This is a genomic window from Asticcacaulis sp. AND118 (assembly GCF_020535245.1).
In the GTDB taxonomy this organism is placed as follows: domain Bacteria; phylum Pseudomonadota; class Alphaproteobacteria; order Caulobacterales; family Caulobacteraceae; genus Asticcacaulis.
Genome location: NZ_CP084910.1, coordinates 1,404,453 through 1,425,788, shown reverse-complemented (window position 1 = coordinate 1,425,788; position 21,336 = coordinate 1,404,453). Strand labels below are relative to the sequence as shown.

Annotated in this window: 20 protein-coding genes; 14 read left to right on the top strand and 6 right to left on the bottom strand. The window is 62.2% G+C overall.

Features of this window, described 5'->3' with window-relative positions:
• Nucleotides 1-9 precede the first annotated feature (9 nt).
• The 5 genes from LH365_RS06870 to LH365_RS06850 are packed head-to-tail and all read right to left on the bottom strand — an operon-like array spanning nt 10 to nt 6,168.
• On the bottom strand, nt 10-927 hold the full coding sequence (locus tag LH365_RS06870) for a 3'-5' exonuclease (protein WP_226745421.1): 918 nt from the start codon (nt 925-927) through the stop codon (nt 10-12).
• A gap of 3 nt (nt 928-930) precedes the next feature.
• Nucleotides 931-2,757 carry a UvrD-helicase domain-containing protein gene (locus tag LH365_RS06865; protein ID WP_226745420.1) on the bottom strand — a complete coding sequence of 609 codons (1,827 nt, stop codon included), beginning with the start codon at nt 2,755-2,757 and terminating at the stop codon, nt 931-933.
• Nucleotides 2,758-2,766: 9 nt separating this feature from the next.
• Nucleotides 2,767-4,554 (bottom strand): ATP-dependent endonuclease, encoded by a 1,788-nt coding sequence (locus tag LH365_RS06860; protein ID WP_226745419.1) that lies wholly within the window; start codon nt 4,552-4,554, stop codon nt 2,767-2,769.
• A gap of 11 nt (nt 4,555-4,565) precedes the next feature.
• A complete protein-coding gene (locus LH365_RS06855; RefSeq protein ID WP_226745418.1) occupies nt 4,566-5,582 on the bottom strand; it encodes a nucleotidyl transferase AbiEii/AbiGii toxin family protein in 1,017 nt (338 codons plus the stop codon).
• Nucleotides 5,575-6,168: a DUF6088 family protein gene (locus LH365_RS06850; RefSeq protein WP_226745417.1), complete on the bottom strand. Its 594-nt coding sequence runs from the start codon at nt 6,166-6,168 to the stop codon at nt 5,575-5,577. Before LH365_RS06850 ends, LH365_RS06855 begins: the two co-directional genes overlap by 8 nt.
• Before the next feature lie 231 nt (nt 6,169-6,399).
• Here LH365_RS06850 and LH365_RS06845 point away from each other — a divergent pair, with 231 nt between their 5' ends.
• The 8 genes from LH365_RS06845 to LH365_RS06810 all read left to right on the top strand — a co-directional run bounded on the left by LH365_RS06845 (nt 6,400) and on the right by LH365_RS06810 (nt 17,505).
• Nucleotides 6,400-7,350: an ArdC family protein gene (locus LH365_RS06845; protein WP_226745416.1), complete on the top strand. Its 951-nt coding sequence runs from the start codon at nt 6,400-6,402 to the stop codon at nt 7,348-7,350.
• Between the two features lie 159 nt (nt 7,351-7,509).
• Nucleotides 7,510-9,621 carry a ParB/RepB/Spo0J family partition protein gene (locus LH365_RS06840; protein ID WP_226745415.1) on the top strand — a complete coding sequence of 704 codons (2,112 nt, stop codon included), beginning with the start codon at nt 7,510-7,512 and terminating at the stop codon, nt 9,619-9,621.
• A gap of 126 nt (nt 9,622-9,747) precedes the next feature.
• A complete protein-coding gene (locus LH365_RS06835) occupies nt 9,748-10,164 on the top strand; it encodes a hypothetical protein (RefSeq protein WP_226745414.1) in 417 nt (138 codons plus the stop codon).
• Complete coding sequence (locus LH365_RS06830) at nt 10,161-10,424, top strand: DUF6117 family protein (RefSeq protein ID WP_226745413.1); 264 nt, start codon at nt 10,161-10,163, stop codon at nt 10,422-10,424. The genes LH365_RS06835 and LH365_RS06830 overlap by 4 nt, the downstream gene beginning before the upstream one ends.
• Complete coding sequence (locus LH365_RS06825) at nt 10,421-10,711, top strand: hypothetical protein (protein ID WP_226745412.1); 291 nt, start codon at nt 10,421-10,423, stop codon at nt 10,709-10,711. Before LH365_RS06830 ends, LH365_RS06825 begins: the two co-directional genes overlap by 4 nt.
• 159 nt (nt 10,712-10,870) lie before the next feature.
• On the top strand, nt 10,871-15,217 hold the full coding sequence (locus tag LH365_RS06820; RefSeq protein ID WP_226745411.1) for a strawberry notch family protein: 4,347 nt from the start codon (nt 10,871-10,873) through the stop codon (nt 15,215-15,217).
• Nucleotides 15,217-16,257 carry a toprim domain-containing protein gene (locus LH365_RS06815; RefSeq protein WP_226745410.1) on the top strand — a complete coding sequence of 347 codons (1,041 nt, stop codon included), beginning with the start codon at nt 15,217-15,219 and terminating at the stop codon, nt 16,255-16,257. The genes LH365_RS06820 and LH365_RS06815 overlap by 1 nt, the downstream gene beginning before the upstream one ends.
• Nucleotides 16,258-16,578: 321 nt before the next feature.
• A complete protein-coding gene (locus LH365_RS06810) occupies nt 16,579-17,505 on the top strand; it encodes a DUF2493 domain-containing protein (RefSeq protein WP_226745409.1) in 927 nt (308 codons plus the stop codon).
• A 15-nt stretch (nt 17,506-17,520) separates the two neighbouring features.
• On the opposite strand, the gene LH365_RS06805 is transcribed toward LH365_RS06810, so the two are convergent.
• Nucleotides 17,521-18,174 (bottom strand): plasmid pRiA4b ORF-3 family protein, encoded by a 654-nt coding sequence (locus tag LH365_RS06805; protein ID WP_226745408.1) that lies wholly within the window; start codon nt 18,172-18,174, stop codon nt 17,521-17,523.
• A gap of 267 nt (nt 18,175-18,441) precedes the next feature.
• On the opposite strand from LH365_RS06805, the gene LH365_RS06800 reads away from it, so the two are divergent.
• The 6 genes from LH365_RS06800 (at nt 18,442) to LH365_RS06775 (ending at nt 21,252) form a co-directional block, all read left to right on the top strand.
• Nucleotides 18,442-18,609 carry a hypothetical protein gene (locus LH365_RS06800; protein ID WP_226745407.1) on the top strand — a complete coding sequence of 56 codons (168 nt, stop codon included), beginning with the start codon at nt 18,442-18,444 and terminating at the stop codon, nt 18,607-18,609.
• Nucleotides 18,610-18,748: 139 nt separating this feature from the next.
• Nucleotides 18,749-19,189: a hypothetical protein gene (locus LH365_RS06795; protein WP_226745406.1), complete on the top strand. Its 441-nt coding sequence runs from the start codon at nt 18,749-18,751 to the stop codon at nt 19,187-19,189.
• Between the two features lie 582 nt (nt 19,190-19,771).
• Nucleotides 19,772-20,098, top strand: a complete 327-nt coding sequence (locus LH365_RS06790) for a DUF736 domain-containing protein (RefSeq protein ID WP_112796495.1) — start codon at nt 19,772-19,774, stop codon at nt 20,096-20,098.
• 181 nt (nt 20,099-20,279) lie between these two features.
• The gene (locus LH365_RS06785) at nt 20,280-20,525 is read left to right on the top strand and encodes a helix-turn-helix transcriptional regulator (RefSeq protein ID WP_113372415.1); all 246 of its coding nucleotides are present in this window, start codon (nt 20,280-20,282) and stop codon (nt 20,523-20,525) included.
• 117 nt (nt 20,526-20,642) lie between these two features.
• Complete coding sequence (locus tag LH365_RS06780; RefSeq protein ID WP_226745405.1) at nt 20,643-20,915, top strand: DNA -binding domain-containing protein; 273 nt, start codon at nt 20,643-20,645, stop codon at nt 20,913-20,915.
• Between the two features lie 112 nt (nt 20,916-21,027).
• Nucleotides 21,028-21,252 carry a transcriptional regulator domain-containing protein gene (locus LH365_RS06775; protein WP_226745404.1) on the top strand — a complete coding sequence of 75 codons (225 nt, stop codon included), beginning with the start codon at nt 21,028-21,030 and terminating at the stop codon, nt 21,250-21,252.
• Nucleotides 21,253-21,336: the final 84 nt, after the last annotated feature.

Below are 21,336 nucleotides of genomic sequence, written 5' to 3'. Positions count from 1 at the left end.
CAATCACCTTCAAATCCGGTCTGAAAACCGAGCATACGCATCGATCCGCCGGACCGGAGGATCGACCTCATACCGATAGATTTCCGTTCTCAAGAACCGCAGCTCCGTCTCCAGTTGGGCTTCGGGAACGTCGATATACCAAGCACGGGGTTGCGGACCGGGATCGCCGTTCCAGCGGTATCCCCGCGCCTTGAGAATTTCCTTTAGGTCAAAGGGCGAGTTTTCCGCCCAGATGCGCCAAGAAATGGCACGGGCTCCCTCTAGGAGGCGGCTGAGGCCCGTGACACCAGATCTAGGAAGCGGCATAGCCAGTAACTCGACCGTCGCAAGACAGTCGTGCAGCGCGCGATGGCGCTCGTAGAAGAAGCCGGCGGCTTGAGCGAGATAGGCAAGCTTCGTGCCCTCGAACCCCTCCGATGCCCAGTCGACTTGGCTAAGCGAACAGGCCCAAGGCTTCGTGGAGAATACGTCGCTGAATCTTTCTAGGAAGCGGCGATCGAACGCGGCGTTATGTGCGATAACGAGTGAAGCCGGCGCCGCGAATGTGGTCACCACGCCGGGATCGATGATCTGACCGGCCACCATTTCATTCGTGATCCCCGTGATCGCAGTGATTTCCGGGGAGATAGGCTCGCTCGGCTGACGCATACCTTGAAAGCTGTCGCCCACGCTAAAAACCGTGCCATCCAAGCCGTAGTTGAACGGCGTCATCGCGAGTTCGATGATCTCGTCGCGCTGAGGGTCGAGCCCCGTCGTCTCCACATCGACCAACAGGCCAAGGCGCAGCGGTGTGCCGGAAGGCGGAACGGTGCGAGGGCGCGGCTTGAGACGCCGGATCACCCGGTAGTCCCCCGTGGCCTCCAGTGTGTGCGCCAGGGTCTCCAGATGGTCAGAAGACGTCGTTCTACAATTCATGTCCAGCGTCATGGGTCACGCCGCTCCAGGCCTGAGTAAAACACAGACGTCATCCCTTGGTGTCATGATCGTCGTGCGTTCCTTGGCACGCGTTACGCTGACCCGAAAATTCTGACGCGCCTGTGTCATCACGCCGTCGTGGACGTTGCCGGAAACGATCCGATCAGGATTTGCCACGATTTCGCCCTTGAACCGTTTTGGCCATCCTTCAAAGATCACAACCTCGTCGAATTGCTTTCCCTTCGCCTTATGCATGTTCATCACCACGATGCCGGATTCCGGCTTATGGGCTGTTGCGAAATGCTCTTGAACAAACGACTGGCGGGTGATTGCAAGGGCGTTGCCATAGCCACCGATGTCGCGCCAATCCTGCGCCAACCCACGACGCAGCTGCATACCTCGCTCAAGTAGGCGCACGTTGCGGGCGTCCTTTGCGACATCCTTCAGTCGCTGGCAGGCCCCAGCTTCCAACACGCCGCGCACCATGACCCAATCGGCATCCGGATCACCCGAGAACGTCAGAGCAGCAACTGCTTGATGAACGGAGTAGGTTCCCTTCAAGACGCTGTTCCCCGGTGTCGGTCGTTCTGTCGCTAGACAATCGTTCCACTTGGCCAGTGCCGCGCGAAAGCGCGCAGCCTCGTCCATGTCTCCCTTGGTCGGCGTGGCGCCACCTCGACCGTGGAAATAGCTGCATATCAGCTCGACAAATTCATCGAAACATCCGTCATGCTGACGTTGCTGGAGCAGGAAGGCGATGATCTCTGCGGCTAGGAGTGGGCCTTCCATGTCGACGGCGGCCGTATGGGAAATCGGCGGGACATTGCCGAATGGCTCACGCAGAATATCCGACACCATCCGGGTCATTTTTTTGGTCGGCACGAGAATCGCCAATGACCAATCGCTGCGGCCGGTCTCGATCAACCGCTTCCGGGCTTGCAACACCTGACCGACCAGTGAGGCATAAGCCTGGTTGGGGTTCGACTCAAACAGCGTACAGCCGATCCCTTTGTAGTCATTCTGACGAAATTTTCCCGTCAGGATGTCGTTCCCGAATAGGGCAATCTCGGTGCCCTTGCTCCGATGGTTGTCACCGGCGAGATCGTGGATCGTGGGGGCGAAAGCCGCCTTAAAGTGGTTCAACCTTTCCGGATCGGCGCCGATGAAATCGAAGATGCGCTGCTCCGGGTCGGCAAGAGCAATCAAAGTGCTGTTGGTGCCGAGCGCCTGGACGACTCGCCATTGATCTTCGCTAGTGTCCTGAAACTCATCCAAGACAATGTACGGATACATCGTCGAGATGAGTGCTCGGACCTTACCTGAGCCATGCAATAGGGTTGCCACTCGCCCCGCGAACAGGTCGAAGCAAACCTTTCCTTCTTCTGTCGCCAACCGGGCGCGCTCCGCTTCCTCCTTCGAGCGCTTCTCTGCCTTTTCCTCGTCCGACAAATTCTTGGCCGCCTTGTAGCCGCTTCGAACCGTCGACAACGCGATCGCCTCATTCGGAGGCGTCAGGATCGTCATACGCCTTGGGAATCCGACAAGGTATCCGTGCGCTTTGAGGATTCGCCAGAAGAACGAATGGTAGGTATCGACCTCGATCTGTCGCCTCTCCTCCCGCGTGATTGCGCTTTCTTCGTCGATCGCCTCTAGAACGCGCGAAACGGTAGCACGCGCGAAGCTAAGAAAAAGGATGCGCTGTCCTGGCTTCAATTTCTCCCGGGAAATTTTGGCCGCTTTGAGGATAGATACGGTAGTCTTCCCCGAACCGGGACCGCCGGTAACGAGTTGATGTCCACCGGCTTGTAAAATTTCCTTCTGCGTTTCGGTTAGGTCGACCATCGCACATCCCTATCCGAGAAGGTCCGCGAATAGATCGTCGTCATCAGCCGCCGGCGGCGGATCACACAGCTCTTTCAGCTTAACGCAGGCATTGCGTAGCCATTGCGGAATCTCAGCCTCGGAACACTGTGCCAAGAATTCAGCTATTCCCCAATTCCCTTTCGACCAGCCAAAATAGTCCTTAATCGCCGCAGAAGCCTGAGCCTTCGGATCAGGGTATTTCACGAGAAGGTGTTGCGGCCAATCAATCTGATCGGCAAACCGCTCCAGGGCAGCTTGAGTGGTGTTCTTGAGGATCATATCCTCAATACCCTTCTCGTCATGCATGAACAGTTGTTCCACCTGGGCCTCTATGGCCATCTTGGCGGCATCCGTCTGCTTGTCGCATAATGCAAAGGTCCGTTTCCCGAGGCTTTTGTACAGCGCTCCAAGGTCGGCGATCTGGGTCTCGCTTCCAGCGTCTATCACGCAGACGCCCAAGGCTTCCAAAGACGCATAGGTAGCCGGGTTAAGCTCTGCCAGTCGCCGCGCCACTACAGGAAAGGAAGTCGCCTCCGTGGCACCTTCGGCGATGAGAACCCGGCGCGAAAGGAGTCCTTCGCAAAACCGGGTTCGGAAATCCTGCCGATAACGCTTGTGCTTGATGCTCTCCGGCAACTCAATTTTTGATTGGCTCAGTTGGCCATCGTCCGATCGCGAGAGGATGACGGTTTCCTCGAGACTGAACTCTTCGAGCACATAGGGCGAGTGCGACGTGAAGAGCGACTGCGCCGACAGCTTGCGCAGCTCATGGACAATCCGCTTCTGCGCATATGGCGGAATGGCCGTTTCGGCTTCCTCCATAGCGAAAATGACATTCTGCTTATCCTCGGCGATCTGTGACAGCATCGCGAGCACGAGCATGTTGATCGTACCCGTTCCCTGCCGAAAGAAGGGAGCGGCATGATCGCCCGCACCAGTAGCGATGAACGCGGTGATGACCTTGCGCAAATGCTCGCGCGTCAGGTTCGACACTTTCAGGTGCGGCTTTACACCCCATTCGCGCGGAACGTATTTCTTCAGCGATTTGTCGATGCTCTCGAGTACCCCCGAAATGCCGATGGCCGGGTCGCTTGCGACATCGAAGGCTGCGAGCGTTCCAATCGTCCCTTCCCACATCTGCGGCCGGATTTCCTTCAGCCGTAGAATGATGTCCAACAGGCTGCCGTGTTCCAAGCTGAGTGCCCGAGATCCGGTCCTCAGAGAACGCAAGAAAAGAAAGCCGCAATGTTGCTTGTCTTTCTTCGAGAACGACGCAGGCGTCTCATCCTCCGAAAGGCTGCGCGTGAAATAACTGTTGCCGACAAAATCATCCTCATCGGGATCGTATTCGCCGACGAATGTGACGCGTAGCGCCGCCTTGATCTCAGCAGCATCTACCCCTGCCGGGTTCGCCTCCTGATAAAAATTTCCGGTAGCCGTATTCAGCCACTCGACGTTGGCTCCAAATCGCGCCTCCTGCTCCGGCGACAGATTGGTGATCGTCACCTCGATCGTGATTTTTGGCGCGGGGCCTGGCTCAGCACCGTCCGGAGCCTCTGGATTTGGTGTGGGAAGATAGCGCCCCTGATAGAAATCATGCTCATCCACTGGCGGTCGCCGGCTAAGCCGGTCTGGCCCCAAGGCGAGATCGATCGCCTCGAATACCGAGGATTTGCCGGTGTTGTTGTCGCCGATCAACACGGCGTGGTCAGGCAGGACAAGTCTGGCCGAATGGATGCCGCGAAAGTTTTCGATCGCTACCGAGTATATTTTCACCGTCCGCCCCTCTATGCACCAGCTCGATTGGCCCGCCTTGCCATGTCAGCGCATCGCGCCATGAGCGCTTCGAACGACTCCGCGTCATCGAAGAGTAGCCCATCCTCGACCATGCGGGCATAGTCATCCTCCAGCGCCTTCGCGCCGTCGCCGACCGGCACGAGCTGCAAGCCGCCGTTGACCGCAGCTGCATAGTCGATCGGCGTGCGGTCGGCTGCCTTCTCCGCGAAGAACATCGACTTGTGGCGAGCGACAGCGTTGGCCAAGCCGCGATCGGCGAAAGCGGCGTCGGCGAAGCCGGCTTCATCCAGCCGAACAACATCGTGCCAGTGTCGCGCAAAGCGATCGCCGCGCAGCCTTTCCTGAAGGCAGAAGACATGGATCGCCGTCGCCTTCTCCCAGAAGGTCCGCTCAGCGTGCATGACGCGCGGTTGCGCCGTCGGGAATACCAGCCCATCGATCAGGCCGGCCGCATCGCAAACGACGTCGCGCAGGCTAGCTGGTTCTCCTGTCGAACGGGCGCCGAACTCCAGCATAACGCTGGGCGCGACATAGCCGGACCCGGTCGCGGTTGCCTCATAGTCTATAAAGAGCTTGTCATCCTCGACGCGAACGGCTGCCGCCAATCCTTCGGCGGCTAGCGCATTTGCGATCACCGGCTGTACGGCATCCGCGACCCATGCCGGCAACCGCTTGCGGACCTCGCTGGACCAGCGCTTTTCCTCGCTTCGCGTTTTCGGCAGCCCCTCGCCATTGTCCCCGACCAGATCGGGCGCGATCGCTCGAATGTCGTAGGTCAGGTCCACATCCTCGGAAAACCGGCGAATGACCTGATAGGCTTTCGACAACGACGTGCCGCCCTTGAAAACCAGATGTTCCCCGAGAGGCGCTTCGTAGAGTGTCGCGAGCGCCCATACCACCCACACATCCTTTTCGAGAAGATGGATGGGACGGCCCGAGCGATCGGCGACGACGCCCAGCGCATCGCGCCGGTCCTCGGCCGACAGCTGGAGAAAGACGTCAGCCATAGGCCACCTTTCCGACGCTCTGCGCGAGCCATGTCGGAAGCTGCGGTGCGGCGGCAACCAATTCTACCAACACGCCGGACGGCATCTTCCGCTTCAAGGTCGTCAGCGCGGCTTCCGCCCTTTCGGGGCCGAGCCAGGCCAGCGCTCGCACGACCTCCCCCGCCGGGCGATTGGCGAGGGCAAGTTGCCAGCGCGGCGCGTGTCGCAATTCCACGACCTGCTTTCCGAGGTGCATTTTCCGACTGCGCCCGGAGGTCAGATAGACGGAGCGGACGGGCACTTGCGTCGTTAGACCAAGGGCGTTCGCCGCGGCAGCGCCGTTCGAGACGATGATCTCGCCTTTCTGGGCCGCGAGGGCCTCAACGGCCTGTTCGACCGATGGCGCGCGCGTGCCGAACCGGCTGGCGATGGGACGCATATAGATGCCGCGACCGGCACGGATGAGTTGCCCGCGCTCGGTCAGGCGCGACAATGCCTGATCCACGGCCGCCCGGTTTCCGAGGTGAAGCAGGCCCTTAGCAGACAAGGGGGCACCTTCGGGCAATCCCGTTGCATGGGCCAGAATTTGTTCGGTCAGCCGTGTCATTGTCTTTCTCCTGTCGGAAATATACGCGAGTTTCTGACAGTTTTCAAGGAAGCCCTTGGGAATGCAGCTTGATATGGGGAAGGCATTCCCCTGTGACCGAGCCGAGGTCTCGGCCAACCCCTTCTGCGGGGAGACCCCGCAACGCCCCCGAGAGTGAGAGTGTGGACGGGTTTTCCGTGACGGGTTGAAGGTCGGAAAAGAGGTTTCTGGCGCCCGTCATGGAGAACGACGATGTTCAGGAGTAACCGCAGCGGGCGCCCCAGTTCCAACCGGACAAGCCTTTACGACGACATCACCGGCAAAATTATCGCCGAACTGGAGGCCGACCGCTTCCCTTGGGTCCAGCCCTGGGGGACCGTCGCAGCCAAGGCACCCCTCGCCATGCCGAGGAGCGCCGCGACCGGACGGCATTATTCGGGCATCAATGTGCTAATCCTCTGGGGCGCGGTGATCCAGCACGGCTTTCCAGGTCAGAGCTGGCTGACCTTCCGCCAGGCCCTGTCGCTTGGCGGCAACGTCCGCAAAGGCGAACGCGGCACCACCGTCGTCTATGCCGATCGCTTCACCCCGGAGGACGAAAAGCGCCGCGCCCGCGCGACCGGCGAGGAAGCTGCCGCGATCCCGTTCCTCAAACGATTCACGGTGTTCAATACGGCGCAATGCGACGGCCTGCCAGATGATGTCGCCATCGTGGCTCCACCACCTCCGCCCGGCCTCATCGAACCACAGGTCGAGGCCCTGATCCAGGCGACCGGCATCGACTTCCGCATCGGCGGCGACCGCGCCTTCTATGTGCCCACACACGATTATGTGCAGGTGCCGCCGCCCCACAGGTATTTCGAGCCGATCAACTGGCACAGGACGGCCCTGCATGAGATGGGGCACGCGACGGGCCACCCCTCGCGCCTGAACCGCGATTTCTCCGGTTCCTTCGGCTCAAAGACATACGCCTTCGAGGAACTGATTGCTGAGATAAACGCAGCCTTCTGCTGCGCCTCGCTCGGTATCACGCCCACCGTCCGCCATGCTGACTATATCGGCTCCTGGCTTGAGGTGTTGCGCGAGGACAACCGCGCTATCGTCCGCGCCGCCTCCCAGGCAAGCAAGGCAGCCGACTGGCTGCTCGCTCACCTGCCGGACGCAGTTGCGGGCGTCCCTGGCGACGAACGGGAAGCGGCATGACGATCCTGAAAACCGGAAAGGCGACGATGCGGATTTCCGGCTTTACGCTTTTCCGCTGGCCTGGCGCTGCCCTCAAAGAGTGAGAGGGCGGCGCTTCGCTTCGTGACGGGTTGGAGGTCGAGAGAGAGGCTCCCGGCCGCCCGTCGCGGAGTAAGGAACATGGCGATTGCCATTCAGAAGATCACCCTGTCGTCGGCGCGCGACATTCCCTTTAACAAGCTGGCGCTGAGCCAGTCCAACGTTCGGCGCGTCAAGGCTGGCGTCTCGATCGAGGAGCTGGCCGAGTCCATCGCCCGGCGCGGCCTCATCCAGTCCCTGCATGTCCGCCCCATCCTCGACGCCGACGGCACCGAAACCGGGATGTTCGAGGTGCCCGCCGGTGGCCGTCGCTACCGCGCCCTTGAACTGCTGGTGAAGCAGAAGCGCCTGGCCAAGACGGCGCCGGTCCCCTGTGTGGTCGGTGAGGCCAATAGCGACGTTCTGATCGAGGAAGTGTCGCTCGTCGAGAACATGGAGCGAGCCCCCCTCCACCCGCTCGATCAGTTTCGCGCCTTTCAGGCCATGCGGGACAAGGGCATGACTGAGGAAGCCATCGCCGCCGCCTTCTTTATCGGCGTCAATATTGTCAAGCAGCGCCTGCGCCTCGCGTCCGTTTCGCCAACCTTACTGGAAATCTACGCCGACGACGGCATGACGCTCGAACAGCTCATGGCCTTCACCGTCAGTTCCGACCATGCCCGACAGGAACAGGTCTGGGACGCGATCAAGGATGGCTGGCAGAAAGAACCCTACCACATCCGCCGGATGCTAACCGAAACCACAGTACGGGCCTCCGACAAGCGAGCCGTCTTTGTGGGCATCGAAGCCTATGAGGCGGCCGGCGGCACCGTGCTGCGCGACCTGTTCCAGTCCGACGATGGCGGCTGGCTTCAAGATGCCGCCTTGCTCGACCGCCTGGTAGCCGAAAAGCTGAAGACCGTCGCCGACGAGATCGCAAGCGAAGGCTGGAAATGGGTCGAAGCCAGCTTGAGCTTTCCCTACGGACACGAGCATGGACTGCGGGCGCTTGTCGGCGTCGCAGTCGACCTGACCGAAGAGGAACGTGCCACTCGTGAGGCGTTGCGCGAGGAATATGACAGGCTCGAAGCCGAATATGGCGAGGCCGACGAACTGCCCGACGAGATCGACGCGAGACTCGGCGAGATCGAACAAGCGCTCAACGCCTTCGAGCAGCGCCCGTCGATCTACGATCCGGCCGAAATTGCCATCGCCGGCGTCTTCGTCAGTCTCGATGCCGACGGCTCACTGTCGGTGGATCGCGGCTATGTCCGTCCTGAGGATGAACGTCACGTTGGGACCGAAGGCAGCGATGCGGCGGAGGTTGACGGCGAAGTGGACCAGCAGGCCGCGCCCGCCGTTCATCGCGCCGTCATCACGATCGGCGGCCAGCCTGCGGAGCCGGAAGACGACGAAGAGGATGGCATCAAGCCGCTGCCCGAGCGCCTCGTCATCGAATTAACCGCGCATCGTACGCTGGCTCTGCGCAACGCGGTGGCCGAACATCCGGATGTCGCCATGACCATGCTGCTGCACAAGCTGGTCAGCGACACGTTCCGGCGCACCGCGCCCGCTGGCTGCCTCGAGGCCCGCGTCAATCATATCTTCTTCTCGGCACAGTCCGAGGAATTGAAGGACAGCACAGCGGCGCGGGAGGTCGCCGAACGGCACGAGCGCTGGGGCGATCATGTTCCTGCTGACGATCAGGGGCTCTGGGATTGGTTGGCTCACCTCGACGATGGCACACGCCTCGATCTGCTCGCCCATTGCGTCAGCTTCGGCGTGAACGCCCTGTTCGAGCGGCCAAACCCTTACGGATCGGGCATCAGTCAGCATGGTTTGGATGTGCGCCTGGCGCAGGCCGACCGGTTGGCGCGAGCGGTTGGCCTCGACATGGCGACGGCGGGCTGGAAGCCGACTGTTGGCAACTATCTCGGCCGCGTCACCAAGCCCCGCATTCTCGAAGCCGTTCGGGAGGGCGCGGGCGAGCGGGCAGCAGGGCTCATCGACCATTTGAAAAAGGGCGACATGGCCAAGGAAGCCGAACGCCTGTTGGCCGACACCGGCTGGCTGCCCGAGCCACTTCGCCTGGTCGATCAGGACGAACCGGCCATGAACGGCGAAGGCGACGAAGCGCTCCCCGCATTCCTCGATGACGACGAGGCGCTCTCCGACGAAGAGGACGAGGCTTCGCACGCCGTCGCCGCCGAATAGCGGGCTATGCGGGACGGCAACTGCCGTCCTGCACCTTCCTTCTCCACCCTCTCAGCCCGGCCCCAAGACCCAAAGTTTGCGTGGCGATGCCACGCGGGCTGGGCTTTCTCGTATCAGGAGCCTGTCATGGCCGATTATTTCACTCATTTCTCGTGCCTGCTGGACGTCGGCACGCCCGAGAACGCCGCCCGTGCGCTCGCCCTCTACAACACACAGGCCGCGGAAGGCGCGTCGGAGGAGCCGCCCTCCGAAGGCTTTCTTCTCTCGATCCAGCCCGAGCACGGCGGCAGCCAACTCTGGATACGCGACGACGTGACCGGCGATCCCGAGCGCGTTATCCAGTTCGTGAACCGCTGCGCCGCCGAGTTCGGCCTGACAGGCAGATGGGGCTTTCAATACGGCAATACCTGCTCGCGGCCGCGTCTCGACGGCTTCGGCGGCGGCGCCCACGTCCTCGACCTCGCCACCGGCGAGACTGTGGACTGGATATACACCGATGGCTGGCTTGCCGAGACCATCTCCAGCGTGGGAGGTCCGCTATGAGCATCCCCGCCCATGCCCGGAGCAATTTCCAGACCCTGCTGCGCGCGGCGGGCGACGGCAATCTCGCCCTCATGCAGTGCCTCGACGCGGCGACGGGCATTCCGCGCTACGTCATCTGCGCCGTGGGGCGAGACGATGGTGATTACGTCTTCACGCCTTTCGGCCATCTCGCCGACGGCAACCCCTATGACGCCTACCTGCCGCCCGATCCTGGCGATCCTGAAGGCTTCGTACGGACCGATCCGGGAGAGGCGCCATGACCGACATCGACGCCATCTTCGCGGCGGATCGCCAGCATCCGCCGCATGAACGGTCCCTGCCCTGGCCGGAAACCAGAGGCGACCTCACCGTCGTTGTCGAGCCCAAGCCGCATTGGGCCAGCGATATGCGGGCGTTTCGATCCAACGCTCGAGAATATTGCACCTATGCCGACTGGACAGAAAATGGCGCGCGTGCCCGTTTTTTCGGCCACGTCGATACCTGCGGCGACGACCTGCTCCGCAAAGCCCGCAGACTCGTCGCCTCCGAGATCGCGGATGGGCTCTAGAACTAAACCCCTTCGAAAAGCGCCCCACCTCACGGTCGGGCGCTTTTTCCATGCGGATGTCTTGAGAGTGAGAGGGCTGCCGGGACGGGTTTGAGCCGGAGCGGTTGAGAGAGCGCCGCGCGGGCTCGTTCCTTCCCGCTCTCCGTGAGGTTCCCCACGATGACCATGATCTCCGGATCCACGACGGCGACCGTCGCCGCAACACTTCCGTTTGGCTCCACCCACGAGCACGCCGACGGCATCTTCGCGGCCGCCGGCCAGCTGCTGCCGCATCTCGAACGTGGCGAGCGGGTCGACGCCGCAGTTCTGCGTGCGGCGATGGAAACCGCCTATGGCGCGTCGGATGCGGCCGGCGCCTGGGACTGGAAGACGGCCTATGACGCCTGCGAAGCCGCAACCGTCCTGTTCCTCCGCAAGTACGGACCTACGCTTTTCCGCAAAGCCGGAACGCCTGCGGCAAGGCTGTCCGCGCTGACGAAAATCGCCGGCCTTCTACCGACACATACGCGGCGCTCGACCGAAAGCCAGACCTTTCAGCAATTCTCGACGCCGATCCCGCTCGGGCTGGTCGCTGCCCACGCCGCGGCCATCACCCCCGCCGACCGGGTTCTCGAACCCTCGGCGGGCACCGGCCTGCTGGCCATCCTGGCCGAGATCGCTGGCGGTACGCTCGTCCTCAACGAGTTGGCCGACACCCGCGCCAGACTGCTGTCGCTCCTCTTCCCGGCCATTTCCGTCACCCACTTCGACGCGGCGCAGATAGACGATCATCTGGACCCCGCCGTCACGCCCAGCGTCGTGCTGATGAATCCGCCCTTTTCGGTCATGGCCAATGTCGAGGGCCGCGTGGCAGACGCCGCTTACCGCCATCTCACCTCAGCCTTGGCGCGCCTGGCTCCCGGCGGGCGGCTGGTCACGATCACTGGCGCCAGTTTCGCGCCCGACAATCCGGCCTGGACGGACATCTTCATGCGATTGCAGGAACGCGGGCAGATCGTGTTCTCGGCTGCCATCGACGGCGCTGTCTATGCCAAGCATGGCACGACATTTCCGACGCGGCTGACCGTCATCGATAAACGCCCCGCCGATGATCCTGCCGTGTTCCCGGTCGCACCCGGTATCGCGCCCGACGCTGCAACCTTGCTGTGTTGGCTCACCGAGCACCTGCCGGAACGGCTCGCCGTCGATCCCTCCGTCATGGTACCGGCGACCCCGGCCGCTGCCCCGCGCAGCGTGCGCGGTTATATCAATCGTGCCGCCAAGGTCGCGCCGACGACCGCGCCTTTGGCCGAGCCCGAGGGCGTGCCGCTTGCTTACGAGACTATAGACGGGCCGACCAGCGAAGGCGGACGCCCGTCCGATGGCATCTATGAAGAATACGGATTGCAGTCGATCCGTATTCTCGGCTCTCAGGCGCACCCGACCAAGCTCGTGCAATCCGCAGCGATGGCATCGGTCGCACCGCCCAAGCCGAGCTATCGGCCACGCCTCCCAGCCAATATCCATGATCTGCTGTCGGACGCCCAGCTCGAGACCGTCATCTACGCGGGCGAAGCGCACGCCGATCATCTCGCCGGATCTTGGACGGTGGACGCCACCTTCGACGTGGTCAGTGCTGCCCGCGAGGATGCGAATGATGCCGTTCGCTTCCGGCGCGGCTTCATGATCGGTGACGGTACTGGCGTTGGCAAAGGCCGCCAGTCCGCCGCGATCATTCTCGACAACTGGCTTCAGGGTCGCCGTAAAGCCGTCTGGATCAGCAAATCCGACAAGCTCATCGAGGACGCGCAGCGTGACTGGTCGGCGCTCGGCATGGAGCGCTTGTTGGTCACGCCGCTGTCGCGTTTCCCCCAAGGGCGGCCGATCACATTGCCGGAAGGCGTCCTATTTACGACCTATGCCACGCTACGCTCCGACGACCGCGGGAGCAAGGTTTCCCGCGTCCGGCAGATCGTTGAATGGTTGGGCTCTGATTTTGATGGAGCGATCATTTTCGACGAGGCGCACGCGATGGCAAACGCCGGGGGCGGCAAGGGAGAACGCGGCGATGTGGCCGCCTCGCAGCAAGGTCGCGTCGGTCTGCGCCTTCAGCATGCCCTGCCGAACGCCCGCGTTGTCTATGTATCGGCGACCGGCGCCACCACGGTCCATAACCTGGCCTACGCTCAGCGCCTCGGGCTCTGGGGTGGCGAGGATTTTCCGTTCTCGACCAGGACCGAATTCGTCGAAGCGATCGAGGACGGCGGCGTTGCAGCGATGGAAGTGCTGGCCCGCGACTTCCGCGCGCTCGGCCTTTACACCGCCCGCTCGCTCTCCTTCGACGGCGTGGAATATGAGCTGGTCGAGCATGCGCTAAGCTCTGAGCAGACCCGCATCTACGACGCCTATGCCGGGGCCTTCGCCATCATCCACAACCATCTGGATGCTGCGATGGAAGCGGCCAATATCACCGGCGCTTCCGGCACGCTGAACCGGCAGGCCAAGTCCGCCGCCCGCTCGGCCTTCGAGAGCGCCAAACAACGCTTTTTCGGCCATCTGCTCACCAGTATGAAAACGCCGACCCTGATCCGGTCGATCAGCAGCGATCTCGAAGCTGGCCATGCCGCCGTGATCCAGATCGTCTCGACTGGCGAGGCGCTGATGGAACGCCGTCTGGCCGAACTGCCAACCGAGGAATGGAACGACGTTCGGATCGACATCACGCCCAGAGAATACGTTCTCGACTACCTCGCCCATTCCTTCCCGGTGCAGCTCTACGAGCCTTTCACCGACAGCGAGGGCAACCTGTTTTCGCGACCGGTCTATCGCGACGGTCAGCCCGTCGAAAGCCGCGAAGCCGTCGCGCGCCGCGACGAGCTGATCGCGCAGCTTGCCTCCCTGCCGCCGGTGCCCGGCGCGCTCGACCAGATCGTCCAGCATTTCGGTACGGAGTTGGTCGCCGAGGTGACGGGCCGTTCACGGCGCATCGTCCGCAAGAGGACGCCTTCGGGTGGCGACCGCCTTGTCGTCGAGACACGCGCCGCCGCCGCCAATCTCGCCGAGACTCAAGGCTTCATGGATGACATTAAGCGCATCCTGATTTTCTCGGACGCGGGTGGCACCGGCCGCAGCTACCATGCCGAACTGTCGGCGCGGAACACGCGGCTGCGCGTCCACTATCTGCTCGAACCCGGTTGGAAGGCGGACGCTGCTATCCAGGGCCTCGGCCGCACGCACCGAACCAACCAGGCGCAGCCGCCCCTGTTCCGGCCGATCGCCACGGATGTGAAGGCTGAGAAGCGTTTTCTTTCCACCATCGCCCGGCGGCTCGATACGCTCGGGGCGATTACGCGCGGCCAGCGTCAGACCGGCGGTCAGGGCCTGTTCCGCCCGGAGGACAATCTCGAAAGCCCCTATGCCCGTGATGCACTGCGCCAGCTCTATCTGTTGCTGGTGCGTGGCAAGGTCGAAGGCTGCTCGCTCGACCGCTTCGAAACCGCCACCGGCCTGAAGCTGACGGACGCAAACGGTATCAAAGACGAGTTGCCGCCGATCACCACCTTCCTCAACCGGCTGCTGGCGCTGACCATCGAGCTGCAGGGCGTGCTGTTTACCGCCTTCGAGCAGCTTCTCACCGCCAAGATCGAAGGCGCCATCGCCAGCGGCGTCTACGATGTCGGGCTGGAAACTTTGACGGCGGAAGGCTTCACCGTCACCGACCGCCAGACCATCTATACGCATCCGGGCACGGGTGCCGAGACCCGCCTCCTCACGATCGCCCAGCGGGCCCGCAACCGCCCGGTCACACTGGACGACGCGCTCGCCCATATGGCCGAATCCAGCGCCAAGCTGCTGGTCAACGAGCGTTCGGGCCGCGCAGCCGTGCAGATCCCCTCCACCTCGATCATGCTCGACGATGGCGAGATCGAACGCCGCGTCCGGCTGGTCCGGCCGATGGAATCGCACACTGTTCCATTGAAGATGATGGGCGAGACCCATTGGATTGAGGCGGAGCGCAGCGCCTTCGCCACGGCCTGGGCCGTTGAGGTTGCGGATGTGCCGGAGTTCTCCGACAGCACGATCCACATCGTCGCCGGCTTGTTGCTGCCAATCTGGAAACGGCTGCCGAACGAATCCACACGTGTCTATCGGCTCCAGACCGACGATGGCGAACGGATCGTTGGCCGCAAGGTCTCGCCGGCATGGGCGGCCAACGCAACCACGACCGGCGCAGCCACGCTCACGCCTGCCGATGCCTTCATGGCGCTGATGGATGGGCGCACCATCCTCGATCTCGCTGAGGGGCTTCAGCTTCGCCGCGTCCGCGTCATGGGCGCAGATCGCATCGAATTGTCGGGGTTCACCGACACCATGCGCGAGCGGCTTACCGCCTATGGCCTGTTCCACGAGATCATCTCGTGGAAGCTCAGGATGTTCGTGCCGACAGATGCCGCCGGCCCGGCTGTATTGGAGCGCGTGCTGGGACACTATCCGGTGCAGCGCATCGGCGAGCGCGAGGCGGCGTGATGGCCCGGCTCGACGCTTCCGATCTGGCGACCCGTCTCGGCCGGGAGGCCGAGGCGGTGTGCCGCCACTATCTCGACGCTGGCCGTCGCCAGGGCAATTACTGGCAGGTTGGCGATGCCCGCAACACGCCCGGCCGCTCCATGTTCGTGCGGCTCAAGGAGACGGTGAAAGGCCCAGCCGGCAAATGGACCGACGCCGCCACCGGCGAGCATGGCGACCTGCTCGACGTGATCCGGGAAAGTTGCGGCCTCATTGACTTCGCCGATGTCATCGGCGAGGCGCGTTCCTTTCTCAGTCTGCCGCGTCCTGAACCCGCAGCAGCACCGAAGGAGCGACCGGGCAAACCAGCTCCGTCAGGCTCGGCCGAGGCGGCAAGGCGATTGTTCGCCATGTCGAAGCCGATCAGCGGCACCCCCGTAGAGACGTATTTCCGCACACGCGGCATTACGGCTTTGCACGGAACCGGAAACCTGCGCCTCCATCCACGCTGCTATTATCGGCCAGATGACCATGGCCCGCTTGAAACCTGGCCAGCGATGATCGCCGCCGTCACCGATCTCAACGGCCGGATTACTGGCGCCCACCGGACATGGCTCGCCCCTGACGGCACCGACAAGGCGCCTGTCGAAACGCAGCGCAAGGCGATGGGAGACCTGCTTGGTCACGCCGTTCGCTTTGGTGTGCCGGGTGATGTGATGGCCGCGGGCGAAGGCATCGAAAGCGTGCTTTCGGTAAGCCAGGCCATACCGGACATGGCCATGGCGGCGGCATTGTCCGCTGCCCATCTCGCCGCCGTTCTGTTTCCGGAAACGCTGCGTCGGCTCTATGTCATCCGCGACAACGACCCGGCGGGCGACGGCGCGCGGGACAGTTTGATCGAACGAGCGAACGCGGTCGGGATCGAGGCGATCGTGCTGTCACCGGTATTGCAGGACTTCAACGAGGATCTCCGGTACCTTGGCCTCGATACACTCCGGGCTAATCTCAGGGGCCAACTCGCACCACAGGACGTCGCCCGCTTCATGGCGCTGGCGGCATAACCGGCAGGGAGGAAAGTGGCGACGTCATCGCCATGCTCGCCCGGATGCCCCTACATCGGAAGAGGACCACGCCTCGGCTTTCGAGAGGGCGATCGGCCCATAGGCGTGCCGGGGCGGCAATGGCTGCGCCAGCTATTTTCCGGTGGCGGCCCCAAAAGAGAAGATGGGCCGCCTTTCCATCGCGAAACAAAATAGCCGGCTTGTCGCCATCCTCCGCTTTGCTCCGGCCCTGCGCTGCGCGCCGGGTGCAGTCCCGTCCCGCCCATGAGCTTCGTCGCCATGAAGGCCGCGAGGGTCGCGGTCCAAACGATGGAGCATCCAATGAGCGAGCACGACGATTTCGAGCCCCACCACGCATCCTCTCCCACGGACCATCTCCTCCAGGAGCTTCAGCTTTTCGGCTATCGCCCTTTTGAGGGCGAACCAGACCCCCGCCCACTGCCGGAAGCAACCCGCGTCACCGGCGCTATCGCCGACATCTTCGACGCCCTGATCGCAACCCTTATGGACACCCGCCTGGAACCCGATCTCGACGATCTCCTCTGGTCAACCGTCAATCTTTTCCACCGCGCTTGCCACCGGATTGAACGCGAATTGGACGATAACGAGCAAGGACAGCGCCGCCTTCAGCGCGAACAGGACGGCAGCGAGGTGAGATCAGTCGAACTGGAGCGCCTCACCGCCGAGGGGCAGACGCTTCTGGAGCGCCGCGACGCCTTCGAACTGATGCGCGATCAGGCCGCCGACCATTTCGAGCGCCATACCGGATCAAGCTGGAGGCCCCGCACAGGATCGATGGTCAACCATCGCAATCTTACCGCAGCGATGATCGACAGCCGCGACTTCCTGGCAGCCAAACGTCGCACTGAGACCGAAGTGCTCATGCCCGCCGGGCCGAAGATCGCCTTCACCGGCGGCGACACTGCCGACCACAAGCTGATCTGGGCCAAACTCGATCAGGTCCACGCCAAGCATCCCGACATGGTCCTAATGCACGGCGGCTCGCCCAAAGGCGCCGAAAAGATTGCCGCCCGCTGGGCTGACCATCGCAAGGTGCCACAGGTCGCCTTCAAGCCCGACTGGGTGAAGCACGCCAAGGCCGCACCCTTCAAGCGCAATGACCAAATGCTCTCCGTGATGCCAATCGGCGTAATCGTCTTCCCCGGCACCGGTATTCAGGACAATCTCGCCGACAAGGCCCGCAAGCTGGGCATCCCGGTTTATCGATTCGGCGGTGGCGGCGCGTGAGCGCCGCTGGAACGCCTACACCCGCTTTGGCTTGGGCTGATGCAACCTCCGGCGAACATTTGGTTTCAGTGCGTTGCCGACATCCTTGTTGACGAGGTCCAGATCAAACCACTCGGGATCGAAGTGCCCACCGCACCAACGCTTGATGTCGGCGTGTTCAGGGTCGCCAGGATCCCCCATCACCTCGAGGAAATGCTCATATCCCGAGATCCCGCCGACGTCTTCAGGCGGCCTTGCAAAGGCACCGTCCTCGCACATGGCCTTTTTGGGAAATACATCAAGCCAAAGCCATTCCTCCAGTTCAACCGTATGTCGCCAGTTGTCGCCGAAGTCATATGTGTAGGTAAAAGTGCTTCCGGATCGAGAAAAATCCTTAAGTTGAACATCCCGTTCATCGAAAACACGCGGATCATCTGGACCCGCCCCATCTTCCAGAAGGGCGACATCGCCAAAGCGCAGTCCGCCGATGTGGAATTCGTGGAGATGGTAGTTCCACCAATTGAACGCGGCCTGAATTCCAAGGTGGAGGTGTTCGAGATTCCAGTGTGCCGGTATGAGCAAACGCCGCCAGATGGCTGGCTGGATACCATCAATCGATACACGAAGGCGAACGGCGTTAAGCGCTGAGGACATAGCAAGGACGATGCCGAAGCCAAGGCCATGCGTCAAGGCGCAGTCAACGAACTTAACAAGCCAATAGCATCACCGAACGCAACTGATTCCGGCGAATATTCGAGCAGGAGCCACCCCGCTTCATTTGCGCTTATCCTTGATCCATCCAACGGCCTGACGCCATCAACCCGTAAAGGGTCGGACTACGCATGCGCGTGCCGCCGCTTGCGGCTTCGCCTTCATCGGTGATTGCGGCCTTTGGCCGGACGCTTCGGGCGCCTGTCAGTGGGGGATGGTCCTCCGCTTCAAACAGGAGCCGGATCAATGTCCTCCACCTACGCTTACGCCTTCGCTCTCAGCCTCGCCTCAACCCTGATGGTGGCCATCATCATCTTCCGCGCCGGCGACGGCACGCTCTCGGTTACGCCGGCCGCCGAATTCGACGGCGACGAGGCCTCGATCCTGCGCGAAATCGATCCCTTCGCCCCTTAACGGGGCGAACGCCTCGCCTCAAATGGCGGAAACCCGCCGGTTTCCACTCCTCTTATCATTGTCGATTTGCTATAATGCAGCTGCGCCGTGGTGGTGGTGGAGGCGCAACCGTCAGAGTTCATCTCCCGGAGATACCACCATGCTCTTTCTCGGCATTCTCGCATCCATCGCCGCCATAGGCTTCCTGTGCTGGCTGCTGTTCACACTCGCGGTCTTCGCACTGCCGCTTTTCGCCGGCGTTTCAATCGGAACGTGGGCTTATGGCACGGGCGCTGGATGGCCTGGCGCAATCCTCATCGGCCTTATCGGGGCGGCGTTGACCCTGGGTATCGGCCAATTTCTGCTGATCGTCGTGCGGCCACTTTGGATCAGGCTGCTGGTCGCGGCTGCCTTTGTGCTTCCCGCGGCAATCGCAGGCTTTCACGCCACACACGGGATCGTCAAGCACACCATGCCGTCGAAAACCTGGCAGGTCATCTTCTCCGTCATCGGCGCGGTCGCCGTGGGGATCACAGCGTTTCTGAGGGTGGCGGGCATGGCAGTGTCCCCAGCGTCGAGCGGGACCATGGCGCGGGCGTAGTCATCGCAATCAACATAGGTCGACAGCCAAGCGAAGACTTCCGCCGCCTTGTGCCGCAAGGTATTTGGGACGGGCGGTGAGAACGTTCATCATCTGAGCCGATGAAACACGATCGCCATTTGCCACGCGACAGAAAAGCCTCAGACTGACGCCGCCGACCAGACGGCACTGCTGCGGGCTATCAGGTGGCATCGGTCAGGATGATGCAAGCCGAAGGTCCAGTCACTGGCAATTGATCTCGATGTCACTGCCTGTGCCGGTTCATGAGGAACCAGGGCAGCCATTTATCTCCGTTCGGACGCATTGAGAACCGCTACCTGCACGGCCTCTCCAATGGGCTGATCTGGCCGAAGGACGGCTTCGCCTCGACCGCCTAAGCCGCAATGGCGCGACGCAATTTTCTTCCCCTGGGTTTCACCCATTCCTCGCGAGCCAAGAAAACCGCTCTGTCGCCATCCTCCGCTTCGCTCCGGTCGCCATCATGAATGATTTGTCGATGCGGCGTCGATCGCCTCCGGCCTCCCGACCACCATCGAGGCCGCTGCGGTAGCGGGCTCGAACACGAAAAACGGAGATTTTAAAATGGCTACCATCGGCACCTTCAAGAAAACCGGCTCGAACGAGTTCACCGGCGAGATCGTCACTCTGAGCGTCCAGGCCAAGGGCGTCCGCATCGTCCCCGACCTGCGCGCCAACGGCGAAAACGCCCCCAGCCACCGCGTCATGGTCGGCCGGGCAGAAATCGGAGCGGCCTGGTCGAAGCGCTCCAACGACGACCGGCCCTATCTCGGCCTCAAGCTCGACGATCCGAGCTTCAACGCCCCCATCTACGCCAACCTCTTCGACGACGAAGACGGCGAAACCTACTCGCTGATCTGGTCCCGCCCCAACGGCCGCCGCGGCGACTGACCCCGGCTCAAAGGCCCCGGCCCTCCGGCCGGGGTCTTTCCCCTGACAACCGAATCAGTTGCTGGTCAATTCCGGTTAGCGCCGCGATCTTCAACGGTTTTTACTCGCACCGCGCGCCAAGAGCGACTATTATAGTCGTAGTTCTGGCATATGCGTTGCTGCCGGTGGGAGGTGATCATGCATGATCACCGCCCGACAATCACGGGCCGCACGCGCGTTGCTGGGATGGACGCAGGAGACGCTCGCTGACAAGGCCCGAGTATCATTGACCGCGCTCAAGCGCCTCGAATCCGAAAGCGGCCTCGAGGTGTATGAAACAACGCGCGATCAGGTTCGCAGGGCACTGGAGGCGGCCGGCATTGTGCTCCTGCTGACCGACAAGGGTGAAGGCGTGCTTCTACATCATGAACAGTCCCGGCAAAGATAATCGTCGATTGACCGCCGAGAACAACATGCCCGTCTTCCCCGTTCTTCATCATGCCCGGGTCATTGACACGGTGCATAGAGTTAACGGCGTGGAAATCATCTGCTACGGTGTCCGGTAATGGCGCAATCAACCCAACATTTTCAGGACGAGCCACCAGCTGGGCCGTCACTCACGGTCTATGACCGGGAGCATATGACGCTCTATCTACGGCTCCTGGACGCCGCGCGCGACGGCGCTGACTGGCGCGATGTCGTGAAGGTTCTGTTTGGCCTTGATCCAGCGACCGATCCGGAACGATGTCGCCACATTCATGCCGCTCATCTCGCTCGTGCCCAATGGATGAGCGAGCATGGCTATCGGGAGCTGATCGGCAAGAACCCACCCGCTTAACGGGGTGATGCTTCTACGGCATCAGGCGATGCCGACTCTCTGTCTTCCACCCGACAACCCATCCGGGAATCTTACCCCTCCCTCAATTCGGCACCATTGATGGAGGGTTCTGATGCTGCCAGATGCGTCTCGCTGGCGATCCGCCGCGAATTATGAACACGTCGACACCCTGAGCGCCTCTGATCTCGCCTGGGAGTGGTTGCGTCGCAACGAAGGCTACGACAGGGACTATGAAGCCCTGAATGACCCCAGCGCGGACCGCGAACAGCTGACGGAAAAAATCCGCCAGCACTGGGGGTTGCGATTTCGCCGTCGATCCAGCACTCGACCTGCCTGACGCGCCTGTATTCTGGCTGCCGCAAGCCGATACCAGCGTGGTTCTGTTATCGTCACCGCCGCCGGTGCTGCAAGACGCGCGCTC